26 protein-coding genes and 1 riboswitch are annotated in these 23,867 nt (G+C 47.4%); of the genes, 18 read left to right on the top strand and 8 right to left on the bottom strand.

All coding sequences use genetic code 11. The features are described from left to right. Nucleotides 1-74: 74 nt before the first annotated feature. Nucleotides 75-1,988: a DUF1923 family maltosyltransferase gene (locus AS158_RS04740; protein ID WP_165304747.1), complete on the top strand. Its 1,914-nt coding sequence runs from the start codon at nucleotides 75-77 to the stop codon at nucleotides 1,986-1,988. Here the strand turns inward: AS158_RS04740 and ylqF are convergent. From ylqF to AS158_RS04725, 3 genes are read right to left on the bottom strand one after another with little or no spacing between them, the layout of a single operon-like run. Beyond that, on the bottom strand, nucleotides 1,951-2,739 hold the full coding sequence (ylqF, locus tag AS158_RS04735) for a ribosome biogenesis GTPase YlqF (RefSeq protein ID WP_004080928.1): 789 nt from the start codon (nucleotides 2,737-2,739) through the stop codon (nucleotides 1,951-1,953). The genes AS158_RS04740 and ylqF overlap by 38 nt on opposite strands. Beyond that, the gene (locus tag AS158_RS04730) at nucleotides 2,736-4,151 is read right to left on the bottom strand and encodes a phospho-sugar mutase (protein ID WP_165304599.1); all 1,416 of its coding nucleotides are present in this window, start codon (nucleotides 4,149-4,151) and stop codon (nucleotides 2,736-2,738) included. Before AS158_RS04730 ends, ylqF begins: the two co-directional genes overlap by 4 nt. Further along, nucleotides 4,148-5,947: a TIGR03960 family B12-binding radical SAM protein gene (locus tag AS158_RS04725; protein WP_165304598.1), complete on the bottom strand. Its 1,800-nt coding sequence runs from the start codon at nucleotides 5,945-5,947 to the stop codon at nucleotides 4,148-4,150. Before AS158_RS04725 ends, AS158_RS04730 begins: the two co-directional genes overlap by 4 nt. A gap of 63 nt (nucleotides 5,948-6,010) precedes the next feature. On the opposite strand from AS158_RS04725, the gene AS158_RS04720 reads away from it, so the two are divergent. The 5 genes from AS158_RS04720 to infB are packed head-to-tail and all read left to right on the top strand — an operon-like array spanning nucleotide 6,011 to nucleotide 10,391. After that, on the top strand, nucleotides 6,011-6,949 hold the full coding sequence (locus AS158_RS04720; RefSeq protein WP_038054185.1) for a DNA polymerase III subunit delta': 939 nt from the start codon (nucleotides 6,011-6,013) through the stop codon (nucleotides 6,947-6,949). Next, a complete protein-coding gene (locus AS158_RS04715) occupies nucleotides 6,940-7,755 on the top strand; it encodes a stage 0 sporulation family protein (protein WP_038054182.1) in 816 nt (271 codons plus the stop codon). The genes AS158_RS04720 and AS158_RS04715 overlap by 10 nt, the downstream gene beginning before the upstream one ends. A 3-nt stretch (nucleotides 7,756-7,758) precedes the next feature. Further along, nucleotides 7,759-7,980: a DUF2905 domain-containing protein gene (locus AS158_RS04710; RefSeq protein WP_038054179.1), complete on the top strand. Its 222-nt coding sequence runs from the start codon at nucleotides 7,759-7,761 to the stop codon at nucleotides 7,978-7,980. A 4-nt stretch (nucleotides 7,981-7,984) separates the two neighbouring features. Beyond that, nucleotides 7,985-8,299, top strand: coding sequence for a L7Ae/L30e/S12e/Gadd45 family ribosomal protein (locus tag AS158_RS04705; RefSeq protein ID WP_038054175.1), 315 nt, complete (start codon nucleotides 7,985-7,987; stop codon nucleotides 8,297-8,299). Between the two features lie 19 nt (nucleotides 8,300-8,318). Then, nucleotides 8,319-10,391 carry a translation initiation factor IF-2 gene (gene infB, locus AS158_RS04700; protein ID WP_038054173.1) on the top strand — a complete coding sequence of 691 codons (2,073 nt, stop codon included), beginning with the start codon at nucleotides 8,319-8,321 and terminating at the stop codon, nucleotides 10,389-10,391. Nucleotides 10,392-10,413: 22 nt separating this feature from the next. Here the strand turns inward: infB and AS158_RS04695 are convergent, their stop codons facing one another. Next, on the bottom strand, nucleotides 10,414-11,109 hold the full coding sequence (locus AS158_RS04695) for a family 16 glycoside hydrolase (protein WP_038054171.1): 696 nt from the start codon (nucleotides 11,107-11,109) through the stop codon (nucleotides 10,414-10,416). 36 nt (nucleotides 11,110-11,145) lie between these two features. After that, entirely contained in the window at nucleotides 11,146-11,889 is a 744-nt protein-coding gene (locus AS158_RS04690; RefSeq protein WP_038054169.1) for a Mut7-C RNAse domain-containing protein, read from the bottom strand. Nucleotides 11,890-11,952: 63 nt separating this feature from the next. Here AS158_RS04690 and AS158_RS04685 point away from each other — a divergent pair, with 63 nt between their 5' ends. The 4 genes from AS158_RS04685 to AS158_RS04670 all read left to right on the top strand — a co-directional run bounded on the left by AS158_RS04685 (nucleotide 11,953) and on the right by AS158_RS04670 (nucleotide 14,456). Then, the gene (locus tag AS158_RS04685; protein WP_038054166.1) at nucleotides 11,953-12,426 is read left to right on the top strand and encodes a peroxiredoxin; all 474 of its coding nucleotides are present in this window, start codon (nucleotides 11,953-11,955) and stop codon (nucleotides 12,424-12,426) included. Nucleotides 12,427-12,468: 42 nt separating this feature from the next. Continuing rightward, complete coding sequence (locus tag AS158_RS04680) at nucleotides 12,469-12,684, top strand: hypothetical protein (protein WP_038054163.1); 216 nt, start codon at nucleotides 12,469-12,471, stop codon at nucleotides 12,682-12,684. A 39-nt stretch (nucleotides 12,685-12,723) separates the two neighbouring features. Next, nucleotides 12,724-13,728, top strand: coding sequence for a glycosidase (locus AS158_RS04675; RefSeq protein WP_038054159.1), 1,005 nt, complete (start codon nucleotides 12,724-12,726; stop codon nucleotides 13,726-13,728). Nucleotides 13,729-13,940: 212 nt separating this feature from the next. Continuing rightward, nucleotides 13,941-14,456, top strand: a complete 516-nt coding sequence (locus tag AS158_RS04670) for a hypothetical protein (protein ID WP_038054157.1) — start codon at nucleotides 13,941-13,943, stop codon at nucleotides 14,454-14,456. 31 nt (nucleotides 14,457-14,487) lie between these two features. Here AS158_RS04670 and AS158_RS04665 read toward each other — a convergent pair whose 3' ends face one another. After that, nucleotides 14,488-15,285, bottom strand: coding sequence for a family 1 encapsulin nanocompartment shell protein (locus AS158_RS04665; protein WP_165304597.1), 798 nt, complete (start codon nucleotides 15,283-15,285; stop codon nucleotides 14,488-14,490). A gap of 14 nt (nucleotides 15,286-15,299) precedes the next feature. Continuing rightward, the gene (locus AS158_RS04660; protein ID WP_165304596.1) at nucleotides 15,300-15,647 is read right to left on the bottom strand and encodes a ferritin-like domain-containing protein; all 348 of its coding nucleotides are present in this window, start codon (nucleotides 15,645-15,647) and stop codon (nucleotides 15,300-15,302) included. Between the two features lie 104 nt (nucleotides 15,648-15,751). Next, nucleotides 15,752-15,861, top strand: a riboswitch (TPP riboswitch). 52 nt (nucleotides 15,862-15,913) lie between these two features. Between AS158_RS04660 and AS158_RS04655 the strand changes: the two genes are divergently transcribed. Genes AS158_RS04655 through AS158_RS04620 form a run of 8 tightly spaced genes read left to right on the top strand, consistent with a single transcriptional unit; the run spans nucleotide 15,914 to nucleotide 23,091 of the window. After that, entirely contained in the window at nucleotides 15,914-16,660 is a 747-nt protein-coding gene (locus tag AS158_RS04655; RefSeq protein ID WP_038054151.1) for a sulfide-dependent adenosine diphosphate thiazole synthase, read from the top strand. 4 nt (nucleotides 16,661-16,664) lie between these two features. Continuing rightward, the gene (gene thiC / locus AS158_RS04650; protein ID WP_038054150.1) at nucleotides 16,665-17,939 is read left to right on the top strand and encodes a phosphomethylpyrimidine synthase ThiC; all 1,275 of its coding nucleotides are present in this window, start codon (nucleotides 16,665-16,667) and stop codon (nucleotides 17,937-17,939) included. Beyond that, on the top strand, nucleotides 17,936-18,682 hold the full coding sequence (locus tag AS158_RS04645) for a sugar phosphate isomerase/epimerase (RefSeq protein ID WP_038054143.1): 747 nt from the start codon (nucleotides 17,936-17,938) through the stop codon (nucleotides 18,680-18,682). The genes thiC and AS158_RS04645 overlap by 4 nt, the downstream gene beginning before the upstream one ends. Next, nucleotides 18,682-19,878, top strand: coding sequence for a thiamine-phosphate synthase family protein (locus AS158_RS04640; RefSeq protein WP_038054141.1), 1,197 nt, complete (start codon nucleotides 18,682-18,684; stop codon nucleotides 19,876-19,878). Before AS158_RS04645 ends, AS158_RS04640 begins: the two co-directional genes overlap by 1 nt. 4 nt (nucleotides 19,879-19,882) lie before the next feature. Then, nucleotides 19,883-20,296: a preQ(1) synthase gene (queF, locus tag AS158_RS04635; RefSeq protein ID WP_038054135.1), complete on the top strand. Its 414-nt coding sequence runs from the start codon at nucleotides 19,883-19,885 to the stop codon at nucleotides 20,294-20,296. After that, complete coding sequence (locus AS158_RS04630; RefSeq protein WP_038054134.1) at nucleotides 20,280-20,918, top strand: queuosine precursor transporter; 639 nt, start codon at nucleotides 20,280-20,282, stop codon at nucleotides 20,916-20,918. Before queF ends, AS158_RS04630 begins: the two co-directional genes overlap by 17 nt. Before the next feature lie 5 nt (nucleotides 20,919-20,923). Beyond that, the gene (locus AS158_RS04625; protein WP_038054133.1) at nucleotides 20,924-21,676 is read left to right on the top strand and encodes an ABC transporter ATP-binding protein; all 753 of its coding nucleotides are present in this window, start codon (nucleotides 20,924-20,926) and stop codon (nucleotides 21,674-21,676) included. A 2-nt stretch (nucleotides 21,677-21,678) separates the two neighbouring features. Further along, entirely contained in the window at nucleotides 21,679-23,091 is a 1,413-nt protein-coding gene (locus AS158_RS04620) for a hypothetical protein (protein ID WP_165304595.1), read from the top strand. Here the strand turns inward: AS158_RS04620 and AS158_RS04615 are convergent. Next, nucleotides 23,008-23,820, bottom strand: a complete 813-nt coding sequence (locus tag AS158_RS04615; RefSeq protein ID WP_165304594.1) for a PfkB family carbohydrate kinase — start codon at nucleotides 23,818-23,820, stop codon at nucleotides 23,008-23,010. The genes AS158_RS04620 and AS158_RS04615 overlap by 84 nt on opposite strands. Nucleotides 23,821-23,867 lie beyond the last annotated feature (47 nt).

Here is a 23,867-nt window from a genome sequence, read left to right as displayed (position 1 = left end):
AAGTTCTGTCTTGCGTGTTTTGTTGCGTTTTGTTAAAATAGATGATGAAATCAATTAAATCAGGAGGGATGATCGTGCTTTTGAGAGAGATAAACCGATACTGCAAAGAAAAAGCCACAGGAAAGAGAATCTACGCGGTTCCAAAGCTGTGGATACCGGGTTTCTTCAAAAAGTTCGACGAAAAATCCGGCAGGTGCTTCGTCGATCCTTACGAACTCGGAGCCGAGATCACCGACTGGATTTTGAATCAGTCCAGAGAGTGGGATTATTCCCAACCTCTTTCATTTCTGAAGGGTGAGAAAACACCGGACTGGATTAAGCGTTCCGTTGTTTATGGATCCCTCCCCAGGACCACCGCGGCGTACAATCACAAGGGTTCTGGATACTACGAAGAGAACGACGTTCTTGATTTCAGAGAGGCGGGAACGTTCTTCAAGATGATGCTGCTTCTTCCGTTCGTCAAAAGTCTCGGTGCGGACGCTATCTATTTGCTTCCTGTGAGTAGAATGAGCGATCTCTTCAAGAAGGGAGACGCTCCTTCACCGTACTCCGTGAAGAATCCAATGGAACTCGATGAGAGGTACCACGATCCTCTCCTCGAACCTTTCAAGGTGGATGAAGAATTCAAAGCCTTTGTGGAAGCGTGTCACATCCTTGGAATCAGGGTGATTCTCGATTTCATTCCGAGAACGGCCGCCAGAGACTCTGATCTCATAAGAGAACATCCGGACTGGTTCTACTGGATAAAAGTGGAGGAACTCGCGGATTACACTCCTCCAAGGGCCGAGGAACTTCCGTTCAAGGTACCAGACGAGGACGAACTCGAGATCATATACAACAAAGAAAATGTGAAAAGACATCTCAAAAAGTTCACACTTCCTCCGAATTTGATCGACCCTCAAAAGTGGGAGAAGATAAAAAGAGAAGAGGGGAACATTCTGGAGTTGATTGTGAAAGAATTTGGAATAATCACTCCTCCAGGATTTTCCGATTTGATCAACGATCCACAGCCCACGTGGGACGATGTCACGTTCTTGAGGTTGTACCTGGATCACCCGGAGGCTTCGAAGAGATTTCTCGATCCCAACCAGCCTCCCTACGTTCTCTACGACGTAATAAAGGCGAGCAAATTTCCTGGAAAAGAGCCGAACAGAGAGCTCTGGGAGTACCTCGCGGGCGTGATACCACATTACCAGAAAAAATACGGAATAGACGGTGCAAGACTCGATATGGGGCACGCGCTTCCCAAAGAACTTCTTGACCTCATAATAAAGAACGTGAAGGAGTACGATCCCGCATTTGTGATGATCGCAGAGGAGCTGGACATGGAAAAAGACAAAGCATCGAAGGAAGCGGGATACGATGTGATCCTGGGAAGTAGCTGGTACTTTGCGGGAAGAGTAGAGGAAATAGGAAAACTTCCTGATATCGCTGAAGAGCTTGTTCTTCCCTTCCTCGCCTCCGTTGAAACTCCCGACACACCGCGCATTGCCACAAGAAAGTACGCTTCTAAGATGAAAAAACTGGCACCGTTTGTGACTTACTTTCTGCCGAACTCTATTCCCTATGTGAACACGGGGCAGGAGATTGGAGAAAAACAGCCCATGAACCTGGGGCTGGACACGGATCCAAACCTGAGAAAAGTCCTCTCCCCAACCGACGAGTTTTTCGGGAAACTCGCGTTTTTCGACCACTACGTTCTTCACTGGGACAGCCCGGACAGGGGAGTCTTGAACTTCATCAAAAAACTGATAAAGGTGCGCCAGCAGTTCCTCGATTTTGTCCTCAACGGAAAGTTTGAAAATCTCACAACGAAAGATCTCGTCATGTACTCTTACGAAAAAAACGGCCAAAAGATCGTCATCGCCGCGAATGTTGGAAAAGAGCCAAAAGAGATCACCGGCGGAAGGGTCTGGAACGGAAAGTGGAGTGATGAAGAGAAGGTAGTCCTCAAACCCCTCGAGTTTGCTCTTGTTGTACAGGAGTAATATCTTCAGGGCGTTCGAAGGAAACGCGCCCTGCTTTTCCCTGAGCCACTTCTGTGAAAAAAAGCATCAAGGCTCTTTCTATATCGGGGACTCCTCCTTTTTTGAGGAGTCCTCTTTTTCTCGCGAAGTCTTCGAAGAATTCGCTGAACGATGATTCTATTCCAATGCTTCGAGCGAATATCTCAAAAGCTCTTTCGAAGATTCTCTGGTCTTCTATTCTCTCTACCGGTAGGCTTCCCACAAGAAGGAGCTTCGCTGCGAGGTCCTCACTGAAGATGTTCTTGTAGAGAATACCGGGTGTGTCCAGAATCTTCACACCGTTCTCCAGGGAGAACCACTGAATGCCCTTTGTGATGCCGGGCTGTGCTCCAACGGAGCTCGCTCTTTTTCCCTTCAGCTTGTTTATGATCGTTGATTTTCCCGTGTTTGGAACACCAACGATCAGAACGCGGGCAAGCCTGTCGAAGGAGAGCTTTTTCAGGAGGACCTTCCTTGGTTCACCTTTGTGAGTGGTGATCACTCTTTTTCCCTGCTTTTTGAAGAACTCCACCCACTTCTTCGTTGTTTTCTCGTCCGCTATGTCCACTTTGTTCAGAAGGATGATCGTTTCTTTTCTAGAGAAGTCCACACCGTACGCTGATGTGGCAAAGGGGGCCCGCGCGTCGCGGACCTCCACCACTGTGTTTACAAGCCTCAGAAGATCCTTTATTTGCCGTTTCGCTTTCTCTATATGACCGGGGTACCAGCTCACAGCTTCAGGATCTCCTTTATCTTGCTTTCGCTTTCTTTCATCAATTCCTCCGCTTCTTCTCTCGTGTCTCCTCTCACGTGGATGTAAACCTTGAGTTTCGGTTCTGTTCCCGAAGGTCTCACGAAGATCCTTGATTTTTCAAAGACGAAGGCTATGGTCTCGTTCGGAATAACGTTTCCGTAACCCTTTGAATAATCTATGATACCATCGTAGTTCTTCAGGGATCTGTATATTTCAACCGCTCTGTCAACATCTTCAAATTTGAAATTGATGAGCTTTTCCATGTAGTACCCGTACTTCTGGTAGAGTTCTTCGAGCTTCTCGTAAGGATCGTAGTTGCTGAAGGCAACAGCGGAGAGCACACTGCCCACCACACCGTCTTTGTCCCTCGCGTGGTTTCCCGCAAGGTACCCACAGCTTTCTTCGAAACCGAAGACGAAGTTCCTGTCACCTTTTTTGGTGTGTTCCTCTATCAGGTGTCCTATGAACTTGAATCCAGTCGGCGTTTCTTCCAGGAAGGCACCTTTCTCTTCGCAGATCGGTCTCACCATGTCCGTTGTAACGATCGTCTTTATCACGAGGGGATTTTCCACTTTCACATGATCCAGGAGAAAGTCTGTGAGAAGGACACCTACCTGGTTTCCTGTGAGTCTTCGCCCTTTGAAGACCACTCCCACTCTATCGCAGTCCGGGTCTGTGGCGAGTCCCAGAGTAGCTCCTTTTTTATTCAGGAGAACGAGTGCTTCGTCTTCCTCGGGATTCGGTGTGGGAACGGTTGAGAAGTTTGGATCAGGTTTCATCTGTTCTTCTACGAGTCTGACTTTGAATCCGAGTCTTTTCAGGACCTCAGGCACGTAGTTTGCTCCTGTTCCGTGAAGCGGAGAGTAGGCGATATCGAGATCGGTCTTCATCGGGAGATTTGAGACGATTTCGAGTACAGCTTTTATGTAGCTCTCTTTCACTTCAGGGGGTACAAACTTGATTTCTCCCTCTTTCACATGGGAAAGATCGACTTTTTTGTATATCTCGGTGATCTCATTGGTGTATTCGGGTATCGCTTGTACACCATCCCAGGTGTAGACCTTGTAGCCGTTGTATTCCGGGGGATTGTGGCTCGCGGTGATGACCACACCTCCACCCGTTTTCATGTATCTTACAGCGAAGGAAAGAACCGGTGTCGGGGTAGGTTCAGGAAAAACGTAGGCTTCTATACCTTCACCGGCGAAAACTCTGCCAGCGAGCTCTGCGAACTCCTTGGAGTTCTTTCTCGTGTCGTAAGCGATCACCACGCTTTTCTGACCTTTCTCTTTCAGCCAGAGGGCGGTGCTCAGAGAGGCTCTTTTCACCGTTTCTTCATCGAATTCTCCCCTTCTCATCACACCTCGAATTCCACCCGTTCCAAACAGAATCATCCTCTCTCACCTCCAAAGAGAACGTTTTTAACTCCGAATCTAAAGCACACACCACACAGGTAGCACCTGTTCCATCTACAGTCGTCCGTGGTCTCTCCTTTGAGCGCTTTTCTGTACTCTTCTTTCAGAAACTCCTTTGTCACTCCCATATCTATGTGGTCCCATGGAAAGTCTTCAGAAGGATCGATCTCTCGGAGATAGTCATTGGGATCTATTCCCGTTTCATCGAAGGCTTTTTCCCACAGATCGAATCTGAACATCTCACTCCACTCGTCGAAGAGTGCTCCCAGTTCGTGTGCCTTCACTATGAGATCCAGAAGTTTTCTGTCACCCCTTGAGAAAACTCCTTCAAGAAGACTCATTCTTGGATCGTGATAGGAGATTCTAGCGGATCTTTTTGCTCTTTTCAGTGTTTTGATCTTTTCGTACGCCTCCTCAGGGGAAATCTGTCTTGCAAACTGAAAGGGTGTGTGCGGCTTTGGAACGAACACGGAGACGGAAGCGGAAACTTCTTTGAAACCGAGTCTCTTCACTCTCTCTAAGAGTTTGACCATCTCTTCAAGATCTTCGTTCGTCTCTCCGGGAAGTCCCATCATGAAATAGAGTTTCACACGTCTCCAGCCGGCTTTTTTTGCAGCCTCGAGTGTTGTGAAAATATCTTCCTCGTTTATGTTCTTGTTGACGATGTTTCTCAGTCGCTGAGTAGCCGCTTCTGGTGCGAAGGTGAGGCCTGTTTTTCTCACGGAGGCAATTCTCCCGGCAATCTCAACCCCGAACCTATCCATCCTCGTGGATGGTATGGAGACGGCGATCTTCTTTTCTGAGTATCTTTTCAAAAGCTCGGAGACTATCTCTTCTATTTGAGTGTGATCCATCGTCGAGAGAGAAAGGAGGGATACCTCTTCATATCCGGTGTTCTTCAGCATTTTTTCGACGTTTTCGAGGATGTTCTCGAGGGATCTTTCTCTCACGGGCCTGTAATAAACGCTCGCGTGACAGAATCTGCATCCCCTTGTACATCCTCTTGCGACCTCTATGACAGCTCTGTCGTGGACTGATTCGACGTTCGGTACGATCTTCTTCACCGGAACAGGCTGGGAGTTCAAATCCTTCACGATTCTTCTCTTTATGGTCCGTGGATATTCCGGTGAAACTGGAACGATCTTTCTTCCCTTCTGCTCGTAGAGCGCTGGAACGTAAACTCCCTCGATTTTGGAGAGTTCTTTCCAGATCGTTTCTCTTTCTTCTCCCTTCGTTTCTTTCAACACCCGGGCAATTTCGAGGATCGCTTCCTCACCGTCACCGATGAGAATCGCGTCGAAAAATCCGTAGATCGGCTCGGGATTCGAAGAGCACGGGCCTCCACCGAGAACTATGGGATCTTTCTTCTTTCTCTCCCAGAAGAAGAGGGATATTCTGGAGAGTTTCAAAACTTCTACAACGTTGGTGTACGAGAGTTCGTACTCCAGAGAGATTCCAACGGCATCCATCTGGTAGAGTGGTGTGTAGGACTCCATGGTGTAAAGGGGGATGTCCTTTTCTTTCATGCGCTCTATCATGTCGATCCAGGGAAGATAACTCCGTTCCGCCCACACATCTGGTTGTTCGTTCAGAATGTGATACAGTATCTCAAGGCCATGATTTGAGGTGCCCACCTCGTAAGTGTCAGGGAAAACGAGGGCTACCCGGAGGGAGACCTCCTCTGGATCTTTCACTACGCTGTTGATTTCTCTTCCTATGTACCTACTCGGTTTTCTGACCCAGGGAAGTGTTTCGTTCAAAAATTTTAGAATCATTCTTTCACCTCAGTTTTGATTTTATCATTGGTTGTTATAATTGAATGACGGCGAGGTGAGAGCATGAATGATTTGATCAGAAAGTACGCCGAGGACCAACTGGAAACTTTGAAAAGGATCATAGAAAAGTCTGAAGGAATATCCGTTCTCATAAACGGAGAGGATCTTTCGTATCCGAGGGAAATATCCCTTGAACTTCCTGAGTACGTGGAGAAGTTTCCCCCGAAGGCCTCGGATGTTCTGGAGATAGATCCAGAGGGGGAGAACATAGGTATAGACGAAATCAGAATGATAAAGGATTTTCTGAACTACAGTCCCGAGCTCTACACGAGGAAGTACGTGATAGTCCACGACTGTGAGAGGATGACCCAGCAGGCGGCGAACGCGTTTCTGAAAACCCTTGAAGAACCACCAGAATACGCTGTGATAGTTCTGAACACCCGTCACTGGCATTATCTACTGCCGACGATAAAGAGCAGGGTGTTCAGGGTGGTTGTGAACGTTCCAAAGGAGTTCAGAGATCTTGTGAAAGAGAAAATAGGCGATCTCTGGGAGGAACTTCCACTTCTTGAAAGAGACTTTGGAACTGCTCTCGAAGCCTACAAACTCGGCGCGGAAAAACTTTCTGGGTTGATGGAAAGTCTCAAAATTTTGGAGACGGAAAAGCTCTTAAAGAAAGTCCTTTCAAAAGGACTCGAAGGTTATCTCGCGTGCAGAGAGCTTCTGGAGAGATTTTCAAAGGTTGATTCAAAAGAATTTTTTGTGCTTTTTGACCAAGTAACAAACACGGTAACTGGAAAAGACGCGTTTCTTTTGATCCAGAGACTGACAAGAATCATCCTCCACGAAAACACTTGGGAAAGCGTCGAAGATCAAAAAAGCGTGTCTTTCCTCGATTCAATTCTCAGGGTGAAAATCGCGAATCTGAACAACAAACTCACTCTGATGAATATCCTAGCGATAAACAGGGAGAGAAAGAGAGGTGTCAACGCTTGGAGCTGAAGGCACAGGCAGTGGGAGTGGAAATAATACCAAAGGGTAAGATAGTTTACTACTCCGTACCCAACGGTGATGAATACGAGAGAGGAGACCTCGTTCTGGTTTTGGGAGACTTCGGTCTTGAAGTGGGGAGGGTTCTGATACCTCCCAGAGAGGTGGTCATAGACGAAGTAGGGTACGAACTCAAGGCCGTGATCAGAAAGTTGATGGACGAAGATCTGGAACAACACAGAAAGAATGTAGAAGATGCATGGAACGCTTTCCAGATATGCAGGCAGAAAATAAAAGAACACGGTCTTCCTATGAAGCTCCTCTATGCTAAGTACACCTTCGATAGGACGAGACTCATCTTTTTCTTCAGCGCAGAGGGAAGGGTTGATTTCAGAGAGCTCGTGAGAGACCTCGCAAAGATCTTCAAGACGAGGATAGAGCTGAGACAGGTTGGTGTGAGAGATGAGATGAAATTCTTCGGTGGTCTTGGACTGTGCGGACTTCCGACCTGCTGTTCCACGTTTCTCAGAGATTTCTCCAGTGTTACATTGAAACACGCAAAAAAGCAGCAGATGATGATCAACCCCGCGAAGATATCCGGACCATGCAGAAGACTTCTGTGCTGTCTCACTTACGAGTACGATTTCTACGAAAAGGAGCTGGAAGGAATACCAGACGAAGGGAGCACGATCACCTACGAAGGGAAGCGTTACAAGGTCGTGAACGTGAACGTGTTTCTCAGAACGGTGACTCTTTTCTCGGATCAGGAAGGGGAAATGATCAAGGTACCTTTCGATTATTTCAGGAAGGGGGAATGAACGGTGTTCCAGGGGATCGGAAAATTTCTGATCCTCATGGGATTGATTCTTGTGACCTTTGGAATCCTTCTGATTTTGTTTGAAAAGATCCCGTTCCTGGGAAAGCTTCCCGGTGACATAGTGATAAGAAGGAAGAATTTCGTCTTTTATTTCCCGCTGATGACCAGTCTGATCATCAGTCTTGTGGTTTCCCTCATTCTGTATCTGATCTCACGTATGAGGTGATAGGATGGAGGACCAGGTCAGAAAAAAAGTTTACAGCTACATAGGTTTCGCCGTGAGAGCCAGAAAGATCGTCTTCGGTAAGGAACGAATAAGGGCTTACATAAGGTCATCAAGGGCGAAAAAACTCATAATCGTAGCGGAAGATGCCAGTGAAAGGACGAAAGAAGACACGATCATGAGGTGCGAGAACAAAAAAGTCCCTTATGTTATCATGTTCAGCAAAGAGGAACTGGGGAGGTTACTCGACAAGCCTGCTGTTTCGGTGATAGGTCTTGAAGAGGACAATCTGATAGATGCCATTTTGGAGATGGTAAAATAGACAGGGCGAGGTGATAGAAATGGCCAAACTGAGAGTTTACGAGTTAGCCAGAAAACTGAACATGTCACCGAAAGAACTTCTTCAGGAGCTGGAAGAGCTTGGCGTGAACGTGAAAAGCCATATGAGCTATGTGGATGAAGAAATGGCGAATATCATCATAGATCTTCTGGAAGAAGATAACCGGAAGGTCAAGCAGCCTTCCAAGCCGAAGAAAGAAAAGGGAGAAGAGGAGATAGAAAAAGAGATCGTCGAAAAGAAAAAGCGGAAAAAGATCACTCTGAAACCAGACGAACTCAAACTCGACATCATAGCCGAGAAAATAGGTGTTCCACAAAACAAGATCATCCAAGACATGTTCATCAAGAGAGGAATCGCGTTGAGACCCGGCCAGATCCTAAAGCTTGAGGAAGTAGAGCAGATCCTCAAAGAGTACAAGATCGAGATAGAGATAGAGGAAGAACAGCAAATTCCAGCGGAAGAAATTGACGAGTTTGAGCTTCTAGAAAAGAGATACCAGGAGCTTTACGAAAAGGAGAAGGACAAACTCGTTCCGAGGCCTCCCGTCGTAACGGTCATGGGACACGTCGATCACGGAAAAACTACACTACTCGACAGGATCAGATCCACGAGAGTCGCCGAGAGGGAAGAAGGAGGAATAACGCAGTCCATAGGAGCATATCAGGTGGAAGTCAACGGAAAAAAGATCACTTTCATAGACACACCCGGGCACGAACTCTTCACTGAGATGCGTGCAAGGGGAGCTCAGGCGACGGATATAGTGGTTCTCGTCGTGGCAGCAGATGATGGAGTGATGCCACAAACGATAGAGGCCTACAACCACGCTAAGGCTGCCAACGTGCCGATCATCGTGGCGATAAACAAGATCGACAAGCCAAATGCCAACGTAGAAAAGACTAAGCAAGAGCTCGTAGAAAAGCTGGGGCTCATTCCTGAAGAATGGGGTGGAGACACGATAGTGGTACCTATATCGGCAAGAACCGGTCAGGGAGTCGATGAACTGCTGGAGATGATTCTTCTCGTCGCGGAGATGAACGAGATAAAGTGCTACCCCGAAGGTCCTGCGAGGGCTGTGATCATAGAGTCTAAATTGGACAAGAAAATGGGACCCATTGCGAGTGTGATCGTGAAAGATGGTGTTCTCAAGGTTGGAGACGCGGTTGTTGCCTCGAACACGTACGGAAAGGTCAGAAATCTCTTCGACGACAACATGAGACCAATCAAAGAAGCCTACCCATCTCAGCCCGTTATGATTCTCGGCTTCGAAGATGTTCCCGACGTACACTCCAACGTCTACGTGGTTGAAAGCGCAGAAAAGGCCAAAGAGATCGTGGAAAAGAGATTCCAAAAGCTCGAAGCCCAGAAACAATCGAGGAAGCACATAAACCTCGAGGATCTCATGAAGATGATGCAGGAGAAGGAAAAGAAGGTGCTCAATCTCATTCTGAAAGCGGATACGTACGGTTCTGTGGCCGCTTTGAAAAATGCGATAAACAAGCTCCAGTCTAAAGAGATTGAATTGAACATAGTTCACGCTGGGGTGGGTGAAATCAGCACAAGCGACGTGATGCTCGCCGCTGCCGTGGATGGAGTCATCCTCGGTTTCAGGGTGAAGGTGAACAACCAGGCGCGAAGACTTGCGGAGCAGGAAGGAGTCGATGTCAGAACTTACTCCATCATATACAAACTCGTTGAGGATTTGAAGCTCGCACTCGAGGGTATGCTGGAGCCAGAAGAAGTAGAAGAGGTCATCGGTCATGGCGAGATAAGAAAGATCTTCAAGATATCCAAAGTAGGAAAAGTGGCGGGAGTTCAAATGCTCGACGGTAAAGCCGACAGGAACGGTTTTGTGAGGATCTACAGAAATGGTCAGCTCGTTTTCGAAGGAAAAATAGAGAGTTTGAAACACTACAAAGAGGATGTCAACGTAGTTGAAGCACCGCAGGAGTGTGGAATAAAGTTCGCGGGATTCGACGATATACAGGAAGGAGATGAGTTGGAGTTCTACGTGATAAGAAAGGTGAAGAGAAAGCCGACTTTCGTGGAAGAGCAGGCAGATCAGGAACAGAAATGAAGGGGCGGAAGCCCCTTCTTCTTTATTCGATCGTTTCTACTCTCACGTTGTCAAAGAATACTGTCTGGAAGGTGGTAGCGAGACCTATTCCTCCTGAGAAGACATCAGAATCGGTGATGCTGATCGCTCTCTTTCCATTCAAAAAGACTTCTATCTTTTCTCCTTCCGCAAGAACCTTCAAATACAACCAGTCGTCACTCAGTTTGAAACTACTGTTTTCCGCTATCTTCATGTCTATACTTCCTGCGAACTTATGAAGAGATATACCGTACTCTGAGAAAGCCACGTAGAAGCCTTTCTTTCCATCTTCGGACAGTCTGAAGTACACTCTTCCCGCTGCAGATCCTTCTCTCTTCAGATTACACTCGAGGATAAAGTTTGTCCACTCTCCCGGAGTGAAAACTCCACGGTCTATGATCACTTTGAGAACCTTGCCTATGGTTTTATCTGCCTGGACTCCTTCCTCAGCATGCGGAGCCTTTCCAAGCACTTTCCAGGGGCCAAACGGGGCAACCTGACCTTGACCGTAGGCTTCAAAATCTTCAAAGAAGTCCTCCGTTCCCGTTGGTTCCACTACTTTGAAACCGAGGTCCACTTTCGGCATTTCAACGTCTACTTTGGGAAGAGGTACCGGCACCTGAACCCTCGATTCACAGCTGGTTCCCATCATGAGAAGCAGGGAAACAGTCACCAGAAAAAGTAAGAGAAGTCTTTTCATGTTAATCACCCCTTACAGAAAAATTGTATGTTGAAATTATACCATATTTATGTTTGATTTCATGAACTCCACCATGTGATCGTAGTGTGACCCTTTCCAATAGATTCTTCCACACACCGGACAGCGAGCGAACTCGTTGAAGAGTTCATAGACTTTCGGAGGGACTCTGTTTTTCACAGCCTCTTTTTGCACTTCTTCGAGTTCCACACCACATTCGATGCATCGGGTGAAGGGTTTCATCCACTTCTTCAGATCGTACCTTTCCACCACCTCCACCAGTTGTCTCTTCGGATCCGTGTTTCTCACGTAGTAACCGAAAACGATCTCTTTTCTTTTCAGAAGACCCGTGTCTCTGGACAGAAGAATGGCTTTCTTCTTCACCGCCATCTCGCAGAGTTTTTCGTCACTTTCTTCACCAAAAATCGATTCAAAACCCAGCATTCTGAGAAGTCGTGCCAGTTTTCCGAGGTGTATATCGAGCACGAAGCGGGGTTCACCTCTGTATCTGGGGGTGACGAGCCAGTCTTCAGGGATTTCTATGTTCTGGAACTCCGGATATACAAAGAAGAGTTCCCCATCTTCCACCATATGATCGAAGCCGACCGGTTTTCCGTTCAGCGTGATGAGGCTCACTTCCACATGCGGAACTCCAAGGGCTTCTATTCTGTCCTTCACCGTCTGAAAACCCGTAAAGCGATGAACTTTTATTCTTTCACCATCTCTGAAAAAATCGTTCAATCTACCGAAAAACCTGAAGAAGGCTATTTTTTCGTATTTCATAGATGATCCCCTTTCGTGGTAGAATTCTATTGGGTGAGTTCAACCTAACTGGAGGTGGTTTTCATGTTGAAGTCAGGTGATAAGGCGATCAATTTTGAGCTGGTAAACACCAATCTGAAAATGGTGAAACTCTCCGATTTTTCTGGAAAGAACGTCGTGCTTGCTTTCTATCCAGGAGCGTTCACGAGCGTTTGTGAGAAAGAACTCTGCACGTTCAGAGATTCTCTCTCCAAGTTTAACAGACTCAACGCGGTGGTTCTTGGAATCAGCGTGGACAGTCCGTTCGCGAACAAGGCCTTCGCTGAGAAAAACCACATCACGTTCGAACTGCTCTCCGACTTTGGTGGGAAAGTGGCTTCACAGTACGGTGGTGTCCACGAGAACTTTTTGAACATTCCCGGCTACACCGTTGCGAAGAGGGCTGTTTACGTGGTAGATGGAAGTGGAACAATAGTTTACTCCTGGGTTTCCGAAGATCCAGGAAAGGAACCACCCTACGAAGAAATAGAAGAAACGCTCGAACGTCTTTCAAAGTAAACATCTCGATGATTTTTCCGATAAGGAAATAGGGGTGATACCATGAGAGTGGAAGGAATCGGCTACAACCCCTTTTATCAAAGTTATGCCCAGCAGCGCACCACCCCTGTCTCAACAGCTGGTGGTTCTCCTGTCATGACAAAGGAGCAGATGGAACAGATACTCTTTTTCTCCCTCTATCAGCAAACGGGTTTGAACGTGAAGCTCGTGAGAATCGCAGGAGAACTCTACGGAAAGATGATGGACCAGCTGGCCTGAAGGGGATCTCCCCTTCAGGTTTCAAAGGGGAAATAGGAGATGGTGGAAGAGATCCTCGGAAAAGCGCTGGCACGAAGAAAATCCCTGAGAAAAGATGAGACGATCGATGTGTTCAATCGGGTGATTTACTTTTTCCCCAAAGATTTTGTCATCACAAACTATCCCAGAAATCCAGTGGCTGTGTTCAATCCTGGAGCGGTTCTCGTCGGTAAAACGCTTCACGTTTTCCCTCGTTTGATTTTCGATTACTACAAGTACGTTTCGTCTATTGGTCACTTCACAGTGAACATCGACGATCTGTTGAGTGGAGAAGTTAAAAAACCACTGGAAATGGAAGTCGTATTCTGGCCGAGGGATATTCAGGAGTTTCTGGGGTGCGAAGATCCGAGGGTGTTTTTCAAAAATTCCCGTTTCGAGCTTCTCTACACAGCAAAAGGATACAAAGACTGGTCACAGGAAGGAAAACCCCACACCGATTTTCTTGCGTACGCTGTTCTCGACGAGGATCTGAACCTGATTGAGAAGAGATACATATCGATAAAGAGTACGCTGGGTGAGTATGTGCCGGTTTCCATGAAAGACAGTTCTTTTGTGGAGTCGAACGTTATCCTGACGAGATTGACGGTTGGTGATGCCAAGGTCTGCTGGAGAGGAAGGCTCGAAGGAAGTTACATAGATCTGTATTCGCTCGATCCCGTCTTTTTCCCGGAAGAGTGGGAAACTAAAGTTGGATGGTCAACGAACGCGGTTAAAGTGAAGGAAGGGTATCTGGTGGGATGGCACGCTGTTCTCAAAGATCTCACCTACAAAAACGGCCTGGCACTCGTGGATGGCAGGGGAAGACTCCTCGGCACCACGAATTACGTTCTCTCACCAAAAGGTGTGATTGAGGAGTACGGAGACAGAATAAGGGTGATATTCGGGTGTGGGCTTGTAGTCTATGAAAGAAGAGTGATATGGATAGGTGGTGTTTCCGACTGGGCGATAGGTGTTTTTGAGGCGAGTGAAAGGGATATCATGAATTTAATGAAAGAGGCAACATGATTTTAACAGTGCGGTGGTATCGTATCTCTGTGAGGTGAGACTATGGGTAGTTTTGTACTCTTTGAGCAGGGAATTCTCAGCGATATGATAATGTGCACTACGATCAAAAGCCGGCCCCTCGAAGGACCGAGGGTTTTCGTGTGAGCGGTGAGACCAAAATCGAGGGGCCGGCCGAATGGTCGGCCCCTTTTCTTTTATGGGGAGGTGAGGAGATGAGGATTGCTACAGGAGCTCCTGTTCTTGCGTTGGGTAGGTTCAAAAGAGTGGAATTGAAGAACGGATACACACTTTTAGTGGATAGATCTGCTATTCTTCCGGAAAAACTTTCATTGAACGGATATTCCCTCGAAAAGAACGGGGCGATCCTTGTGGATATTCTAAAAGAGAGTGATTTCGTTCTGGAAAGAGATGGGAGGTTCTTCCTGAAGATCTCACAGCCGATCGTGATTCATTTCTTTGAAGGCATGAGTGTTAAGATCTTTCCTGAACTCACACCGTCTGTGTGCGTCGCCGGAGTATTCGCTGGTGAGAAAGGAATTCTCGTTCTTGGAAAAGAGGAATCGATATGTAACAGGGCGATAGCTTTGTTCGAAAATTCTGTGAGGAACTCCTATGACATTCCAAAATTCTTGAGAGAAATCAGAGAACATCAGGGAATCTCAGGAATAGTCGCGATTGCGGGGAAAGTAGTGGGAACGTGGGCGAAGGGAAAACTGGACGTTCTTTAATCGAAAGGTCCGCTCCGAAGAGCGGACCAGATCAGAACGTTAGAAGAATCAAAGCCTCCGGGTTGACAACCTGGAAGGTGAACGTCTCCGTTATGAAAAGTCTCACCGCGTCTTTTTCTCTGTCTTCGTACCCTATCGAAAGATCCTGTCCGAGGATCAGCTTGAAATCTCCTCCACGCTCTGAAACAATGAGGGCATCCTCGATCCTCGGTGTGGTTATGATCTTACCACCCCTGAGACATTCTTCCACTCTCTTCTCGAGGGGGTAATGCCCTGCCTCTTCTTTCAGGAAGTTGATCCACCTGTCGGTGTTTACGACGAGTGTGTAAGGACCATCTATACCATCTTTTGAGAAGATCGAAAGAGCTCTCACTATGGCTTCGAGGAGGTCTTTCGGTGTGTTTCCACACTTGATTTTCCTCTCTTCGAAGGAAAGAAGGCCTTTAACACCGGATTTTTCACATCCTTCGAATATCACTTCGTCTTCAAATTCCGCCACTTTTCTCGCCGCTTCTTCCAGGCTGGAAAGATCCACGTTCGGTTTTCCTCTCTCGAGATTGTCGAGTTCCCACAGACCGAGGGTGAACGTTGCCCTTAATTCGATGAGCGGCAGAGACTTCCTCAATCCCCACTTCACCGCTTCGTTCTCGTCTGAAAGCACTTCAACTTCTCCCAACGGATGTGCAGCGTACTCCCAGCCGTACGGTCCTTCCACATCGACGAATCTTCTTCCGTAAAGCTGCGTTTTGAAGATTTCCCTTGCCCTCTTGTCTATCTCCTGCCACTGTTTTTCTGTCAGTGGAGCAAAGGATCTTTTCAGAAATTCCATGTTCACCACCCCTTTCAGAGTTTCCTTATGCCGAGGTCTCCACCCGTATTTTCTGATCTACCGGATGTTTCCTCTTCTTCGATTTCTGTGATCGGTTTGTCCGTGAACAAGTAGGTTCTGAGTGCTTCATCCCAGCCGGGCATGTTCCTTCTCAGCCACTCGAGGAGCATTGCTGCGTGCTCCATCTCCTCGTCTCTGTTGTGTTCGAGTATTTTTCTCACGGTTTCATCCTCTGTGGTAACAACCCTCTGATGGTACCAGGCAACCGCCTCTATCTCTTCTTTCAGACTGTTCAGAGCTCTCACGAAATCCCTGTCCTTCCCAGTGAGTTCAGAAACTGGTTCGTGGTACTGATCCGCCATTTTCTCTCACCTCCATTGAACACTTTCAAAAATGAAACCTCCATTTAAATTATATCACACAAAAAATCCTTTAAAATAGATGTCGAGAGAAATGAATATCGAAAACCTTCCCCAGGGGGAGCTCCTATTCCGGGGCTGAGAGGAGGACGGAAGTCCTCGACCCCTAGAACCTGATCCGGGTAATGCCGGCGGAGGGATCGGGGAAGGTGGGAATAAAAAACCTCCGCTCGGCGGAGGTTTTTATTTTTACATAAGGAGGTGTGTTTATGAGAGATGTGTTGATCTCCAAACTCATCGTTGAAAGGTACTTTGAGAAACTCAGAAACAGCCTGGAACTGGATGTTGCGATCGTAGGAGCAGGACCGAGTGGTCTCACGGCAGCGTACGAGCTAGCAAAGAACGGTTTTAAAGTGGCTGTGTTCGAAGAAAGAAACACCCCGGGAGGCGGTATCTGGGGTGGAGGAATGATGTTCAACGAGATCGTGCTGGAGAGAGAACTCGAGAATTTTCTGAAGGAAGTAGAAATCGAATACGAAGTGAAAGAAGACCACGTAGTGGTGGATTCCGTGCATTTTGCTTCGGGACTTCTCTACAGAGCAACGAAGGCAGGTGCCATTGTCTTCAACAACGTTTCGGTTGAAGATGTGGCGGTTCAAAACGGTAAGGTCTGTGGTGTGGTGGTGAACTGGGGTCCAACAGTGAGGCTGGGGCTTCATGTTGATCCCATCACGATAAAAGCTTCTTTCGTTGTGGATGGTACCGGCCATCCCGCGAACGTGGTTTCGCTTCTTGCAAAGAGAGGTCTCGTAGAGATGAAAACAGAGTTTCCTATGGATGCCGATGAAGCGGAAAAATTCGTGGTGGATAACACCGGTGAGATCTTCCCGGGGCTTCTCGTTTCAGGGATGGCAGTTTGCGCTGTTTACGGTGGACCAAGGATGGGCCCCATCTTCGGCGGAATGATTCTGTCCGGTCAGAAAGTGGCGAAAATTGTGAGCGAAAGGCTGAGGTGAGATCATGACCCAAATGGAAATGGCCAGAAAGGGTGTTGTTTCCGATGAGATGAAGAAGGTAGCGGAGTACGAAGGTGTGGATGTCGAGATCGTCAGACAAAAGCTTGCGGAAGGCAGAGCGGTTCTTCCAAAGAACAGACTTCACAGGATAGAAAGGCCAATGATCGTTGGAGAAGGTTTCAGTGTAAAGGTGAACGCGAACATAGGAACCTCCCAAGGATTTTCTTCACTCGAAGAGGAAAAAGAGAAGGCAAGAGTAGCGATAGAATACGGTGCTGACTCCCTCATGGTCCTCTCCACGTGGGGGGACCTGAGGGAGATCAGAAGGGCCATCGTGGAAATGTCTCCCGTTCCAGTTGGTTCGGTGCCCATATACGATTCCGCCGTGAAGAGCTATCAGATGAAGAAGAACGTGGTGGATTTTTCAGAGAAGGACTTTTTCGATATGGTCATAGCGCATGCGGAGGACGGGATAGACTTCATGACGATCCACGTTGGTGTGACAAGAAAGGTGCTTGAAAGAATAAAAAGTTCAAAACGGGTTTTGAAGATCGTGAGCAGAGGAGGAGCGATCATTGCAGGATGGATGATAAAAAACAACAGGGAAAATCCGTTCTATGAACACTTCGATGAACTCTTAGACATCGCAAAAGATTACGACATCACTCTGAGTCTTGGTGATGGCATGAGACCCGGAGCTGTGGTGGACGCGAGTGATGCCCAGCAGTTCGAGGAGCTATTCGTGATGGGGGAACTCGTTGAGAGAGCGAGAGAAAAGGGAGTTCAAGTGATGCTGGAAGGGCCGGGGCACGTTCCGCTGAATGAGGTGGAGATGAACGTGAGGCTCATGAAAAAGATCGGAAAGGGAGCCCCCATCTTTCTTCTCGGCCCGCTTCCAACAGATAGAGCCACGGGATATGATCACATAGCCTGCGCGATAGGTGGTGCGCTGGCGGGTTACTACGGAGCTGACTTTCTTTGTTACGTGACCCCTTCAGAACACATCTCACTTCCGGATGTTGAAGATGTGAGAGAAGGTGTGATAGCCTCTAAGATAGCGGCTGTGGTTGCGGATGTGGCGCGCGGAAACAAAAAAGCCTGGGAACTCGAGAAAAAGATGGCCCTCGCAAGAAAGAATTTTGACTGGGAGACGATGTTCAGCCTTTCGCTGGGAAAGGACATCGCGAAAAGGAAGTACGAAGAAAGACCGTATCCCGACAAGGGTTGTTCCATGTGTGGACCGTTCTGCGCGATAAAGATAGCGGAGGAGTTCTCTTGAGAAAGGGTGTATCCACGAGCATCATAAGAAGTGATCCCGATCTGCTTGAAACACTCCCAGAAGCGGAACTTTACGAACTGGGCTTTTTCAAAGTGGAAGACCTCGAGAGGGTCCTCCACTTTTTTCGCGACAAAAATTTTGGAATTCACGCTCCCTTCATCTACAGGTACAGATACCACCACCCGAATCCGACCTCTCTGAACGAGGAAAAAAGAGAAGACACCTTTTCTGTGAACAGAAAATGTGCTGAGTTTGCCAGGAAGATTGGTGCAGAATACATGATAGCTCACTTCCCGAACACCCTTCAGAAAGAAAACTGGCTTTCCATCTACAGAGAAGTAGAGAGAGAGTTTTCTGAACTCGCAGGCGTCATCAACGTTCGAGTGGAGAACGTTTATGGAAACGATCATTTTCACTCCGCTGAAGACTACAGAGTCTTTCTTGAAAACACGGGATGTAAGATGTGTGTTGACATCGGCCACCTCCTTCTGGATGCCGAAATCTACGGCTTTTCTCCCGTCGAATTCATAGAAAGACTCACTGATTTTGTAGAAGAATTCCACATTTACTACGCGGATCTCGAAACCTACAGAAGGTGTCACCACGCTCCCTGGGGTGAGTCGAAAGAATTTTTTGAAGTGCTGGAGTTCATAAAGGGTTTCGACGTGGATTTCGTTCTGGAACCAACACCGGAATGCGAAGAAGGTCTGGAAAAACTCTTCGAATGCTGGAGGGATCTCTGATGGTTCTTGTAGTTGCGGGCTTTGATCCTTCTGGAGGTGCGGGGATAATTCAGGATGTGAAGATCCTCTCGGCTCTCGGTGTGAAAACTCACGCGGTGATCTCTGCTCTGACCGTGCAGAATGAAAACAGGGTGTTTTCAGTGAACTTCAGAGACTGGGAAGAAATGAGAAGAGAGATAGAAGTCCTGACACCCCCGCAGGTGATAAAGGTAGGACTCTCTGCACCGGAGACGGTGAAAAAACTGAGGGAAATGTTCCCGGATTCAACGATCGTCTGGAACGTGGTTCTCGAATCGTCTTCAGGTTTCAGGTTTCAGGATCCGGAGGAAGTGAAGAAATTCGTGGGATACGCTGATTATGTGATCCTGAACAGTGAAGAGGCGAAAAAACTCGGTGAATACAATAACTTCATCGTCACCGGCGGGCACGAAAAAGGTGACACGGTGAAGGTGAGGTACAAGGATTTCGTTTTTGAAGTTCCCAGGGTTCCTGGAGAGTTCCATGGAACAGGTTGTGCCTTTTCCAGTGCCGTTTCAGGGTTTTTAGCGATGAACTACCCGGTGGAAGAGGCCATCAGATCCGCCATGGAGCTTTTGAAAAAAATTCTTGAAAGATCCTCGGGTGTGGTGGAGACGGAAAAACTCCTTCGGGACTGGTACAGGTACGACACCCTGAGCACACTCGACGAGATTCTTCCGGAGTTCCTCGAGATCGGCCATCTCACGGTGCCGGAGGTGGGACAGAACGTTTCCTATGCTCTCCCGTGGGCGAAGAACGAATTCGAGGTGGGAAAGTTTCCCGGAAGGATAAGACTCAAAGAAGGAAAAGCGGTGGTGGTGTCCTGTGCTTCTTTCAAGGATAGATCCCACACGACACGTATGGTTGTCACGATGATGAGGTATCATCCTCACATGAGGTGCGTGGTGAACGTTCGATATGAGAAAGAGTACGTTGAGAGAGCGAAGAAGCGGGGATTGAAGGTTTTCCACTACGACCGGTCAAAAGAACCGAAGGAGATTCAGGAGAAAGAGGGGCAGTCTATGGTGTGGATGATCGAGCAGGCGATAGCGGAGTTGAAATCACCTCCAGATGTGATATATGATGAAGGTTGGTGGGGAAAAGAAGCGATGATAAGGGTGTTCGGAAGAAATCCCGAAGAGGTTCTTGAGAAAATAAAACTCATGGTGGAGGAGTGATCCTATGCCGAAGGCAGAGGGAAGGATCTTCGACTTCAAAGGACACGACGCGATAAGGACGGATTTTCTCGAGGCGATCGATTTCGATGGGAAAGACGAGTACATAAAGATAGAGACCGACGAGTTCTCCGCAGTCTGTCCCTTCTCCGGTCTTCCAGACATCGGAAGAGTGATCATAGAGTACTACCCGGACGGCGGGAAAATCGTCGAACTCAAATCGTTGAAGTACTACTTCGTCAGCTTCAGAAACGTTGGTATATACCAGGAAGAAGCGACGAAGAGAATCTACGAAGATTTGAAGAATCTTCTCAAAACCGACCGAATCAGAGTTACAGTGATCTACAACATAAGGGGTGGCATAAAGACAACCACTCAGATAGGTTCACTGGAGGGGAAAGAGAGTGGAAAAGTCGAATGAAAAACTCATTCTCCTGACGGGAATATTCGTCTCTGCTTTGATCATATCCAACGTGATCGCGGGGAAGCTGGTGAACTTAGGGCCTTTCCTTGTCCCGGTGGCGGTTTTGTGTTACCCTATCACGTTTGCTGTAACGGATATCGTATCGGAAGTCTACGGGAAAAGAACAGCCCAGAAGGTGGTCTGGACGGGTTTCTTCACGTCTCTGATTCTGGTGATCTATTCCCAAATAGCCGTCTTCTATCCTCCCGCTCCCATATTTGCGAACAATGATGCCTTCGTGAAGGTTTTTGGATCAACTCCGAGGATCGTGATCGCGAGCATTCTGGCTTACATTCTTTCACAGACTCACGACGTCTGGGCATTCCACTTCTGGAAAAAGCTTACCAAAGGATCACACCTGTGGCTCAGAAACAACCTGTCCACGATGGTCTCTCAGTTCATAGACACGCTCACCTTCATCACATTGGCGTTCGTTGGAACGATCCCGGGGAACGTTCTTGTTCAGATGATCTTTTCCCAGTACGTGGTGAAACTGATCATGGCACTGATCGACACCCCCTTCGTGTATCTTGGTGTGAAACTGATCAGCGGCCAGTGGACAGTGAAAGAAGGGAGCTGATTTCATTGATAGTCGCAAGAGGACTAACCAGGAAGTTCGGAGATTTCACCGCGGTCGATCACATCGATCTTTCGGTGAGGCCGGGGGAGATATACGGTTTTTTGGGGCCGAACGGTGCGGGGAAAACCACCACGATAAAGATGCTCACCGGTGTTTTGAAACCAACGGAAGGAGAAGTGGAAATTCTCGGCATGAAAATGAGCACCCACGAGATCGAGATAAAGAAGAGTATCGGCGTGATACCGGACGAGCCAAAGATCTATTCACATCTGACGGGAAAAGAGTTTTTGGATTTCATCATCGAGATTTACGATCTGAAAGAAGAAGAGATCGATAAAAGGATAGCGGAACTCTGCGAAGCCTTCAAAGTGGATTACCTTGGAAAGAGAGTAGGCGAGATGTCCCACGGTATGAAACAGAAACTCATGCTGGTCAGTGTTTTCATGAGAAAGCCGAAGGTGATATTTCTCGATGAACCCACGGTGGGGCTCGACGCGAAGAGTGCCAAGATATTGAAACTCCTTTTGAGAAAGTACGCTGACGAGGAAGCCACGATATTTCTCACCACCCACATATTGGAGATCGCAGAAAAGATGTGCGACAGAATAGGCATTATAAACAAAGGCAGACTGATAGCGGAGGGTACCATGGAAGAGCTCAGAAAGCTCGCCGGTCAGAAAGAGGCCAGTCTGGAGGATCTGTTCCTTCAGCTCACCGCAGAGGGAGAAGAGATAGAAGAGATCATAAGGGAGCTGTGAAAATGAGGAAGCTTTCCGTTTTGCTCAGATACGCTCCGGCTCGTGGGAGGAAAGGACTCTACTCTGTTCTTATCTCTGTTTTGATAACAGGTTTTCTGTTTTACTCGCTCATGGGGAACAATTTCAAAGCGATACTCGAAGAATTCGGGAAAGAAGCCTTCTCTGCTTCGCTTTCCTTTTCGACCACCATGTTTTCTGTGATGTTTCTTCTCGGTGTGTCTTTTTATCTTTCCAATTCGTTCGTTCTGGAAGGAGAGATCGAGTTTCTGCTCACCCTTCCCATTGAGAGGAGCACGATAGTGATCTATCAGCTGTTGATATCCCTCTTCTATCAGTCTTTCATTCTCATAATGATGGTTCTTAATCTCTTCATGTACTCGCTTTTGATGAACAACTGGGTACCCTTCGTCACTGGAGTGTTTCACACCGTTTTTCTGCTCCTCGGGGGAGCCATTTTTTCAGTTCTGTTTGGAAGGCTCTTGAGAACATCGCTGTCGCGGAAGCTTTACTCATTGATTCAACTTCTCGCTGTGTTTCTGTTCCTGATCCTCGTCAATCTCCCTGGTTTCTCCGTATCATTTGGAAAATGGTTCCTCTCGAAATGGAACGTTTTTGCGTACGCTGTTTTTTCAAGAGAAAATCCGATCTTTCTTCTTTATGAAATTCTGATATGTTTTGGAACTTTCCTCGTCTTTCGGATGATCTCCAAAACCGTCATGTTCGAACCTGTTCTGCGCAAAGAAAGAACGTCTGCTGAAAAACCCACGAGGTTTCCAGGTAAGGGATTTTTCAAGAAAGATCTCATCACGCTCTTTCGCGAAGAAAGATCGCTTTACCTTCTTTTGTACCCAATTGGTTTTGGTGTTCTCATGACGTTCGTTGGAAGTCCCGATTTTGGATTGATTTTTGCGATCGGTATCGCAGTGCTCTACAACGCTACAATGAGCGCTATGCTGTGGAAAAAAGAAATGGAAGTGTGGCCGCTCCCGAAGGTTTTACCCGTCAAAATGAGTGATGTGATGATTTCGAAGATACTTGTCTCATCTCTGCTGAACTCGGCTGTCGTTTCTGCTTTTGTGATCTTTCTGGCGATTTATCAAAAGCAATTGTTCTACATTTTCTTCATACCGGCGAGTTTGAGTCTGTTTCTTTTTGTTTCGGCTCTTGGGCTCCTTCTTTCCAAATGGGAAAAAACAGGAAGCCTCGCGAATCCGGCGAAGGTCTTTTCTGGTCCTGAAACACTCCTTCTACAGCTTGTGGCCATAGGTGCTGTCGGTGTGCTCGGGTACGCTCTTTCAACGGGCTCTCACCTGATGTTCTTCTCGATCCTGTTAGTCACCGTGGTGGGAAGCGTCTTTGGATTCACCTGGGCTTTTAAGCGTATCGTCTTTCGCACTGAGCGACTCGAGGAGTGAAATTCTCTCAAAGGGTGTCACGTTTTCTTTTTGGCCGAGGGTCTGAGAGCACTTCACGGCTTCTTCGAGAATCTCTTTCTTTGACTTTCCAAGGAGAAGATTGTGCACGAAGACGATGTCGAACAGATCACCCAGTCCGATCGAGTGAGTATATGGAATGCCGTTTCCTGGAACGTACACTTCTCCCCATCTTGCACCTTTCGAATCCATCTTCACAACGTCGCACCTTCTGAAAGAACACTCGTGTTCGTTTCCTATCACGAGTGCGTTCAGATTGGTAGTGTCGAATCTTGCACCTGGTCCTACATCCAGGATCACGTTTCTGGCGTTTTCACAGATCTTTCTTATCGTTTTTTCTGAAACCTCACCAGTTACAAAAACAATGTCGTATTCGCTCAAAGAGGACAGTTTCATTTCTCTTCTGTTCACACCCGGGTCGACGGCGATGGGTCTGTCGTCTTGGGCGATGAAAATCCCCGTTTTTCCACCTTGGATGGTGAACATGTGTGAGATGTCGAAACTTGCCCTTTCCAGGATTTCTATTATTTGTTTTCCTCTCCAGTCATCTCCAATGTTCGAGTAGAAATCCACGGTGTGACCCAAAAGGAATAAGCCATAAGCCACGTTGAGCCCGGATCCTCCCGGTGATTCCTTTATTATCGAAGAGTGGGGCTTTTCACCAAAGACGAAGATGTCCCAGAAAGTACCACCTACAACGGCTATCTTCAAAGCGGAAACCTCCCATGGTAGAATCTTTAAAAAAATGGGGGGAAAAA

It is taken from the genome of Thermotoga sp. 38H-to (genome assembly GCF_011057665.1).
Taxonomy (GTDB): domain Bacteria; phylum Thermotogota; class Thermotogae; order Thermotogales; family Thermotogaceae; genus Thermotoga.
Note: the sequence above shows the minus strand (reverse complement) of the source record. Positions and strands in the feature narration are given on the sequence as shown.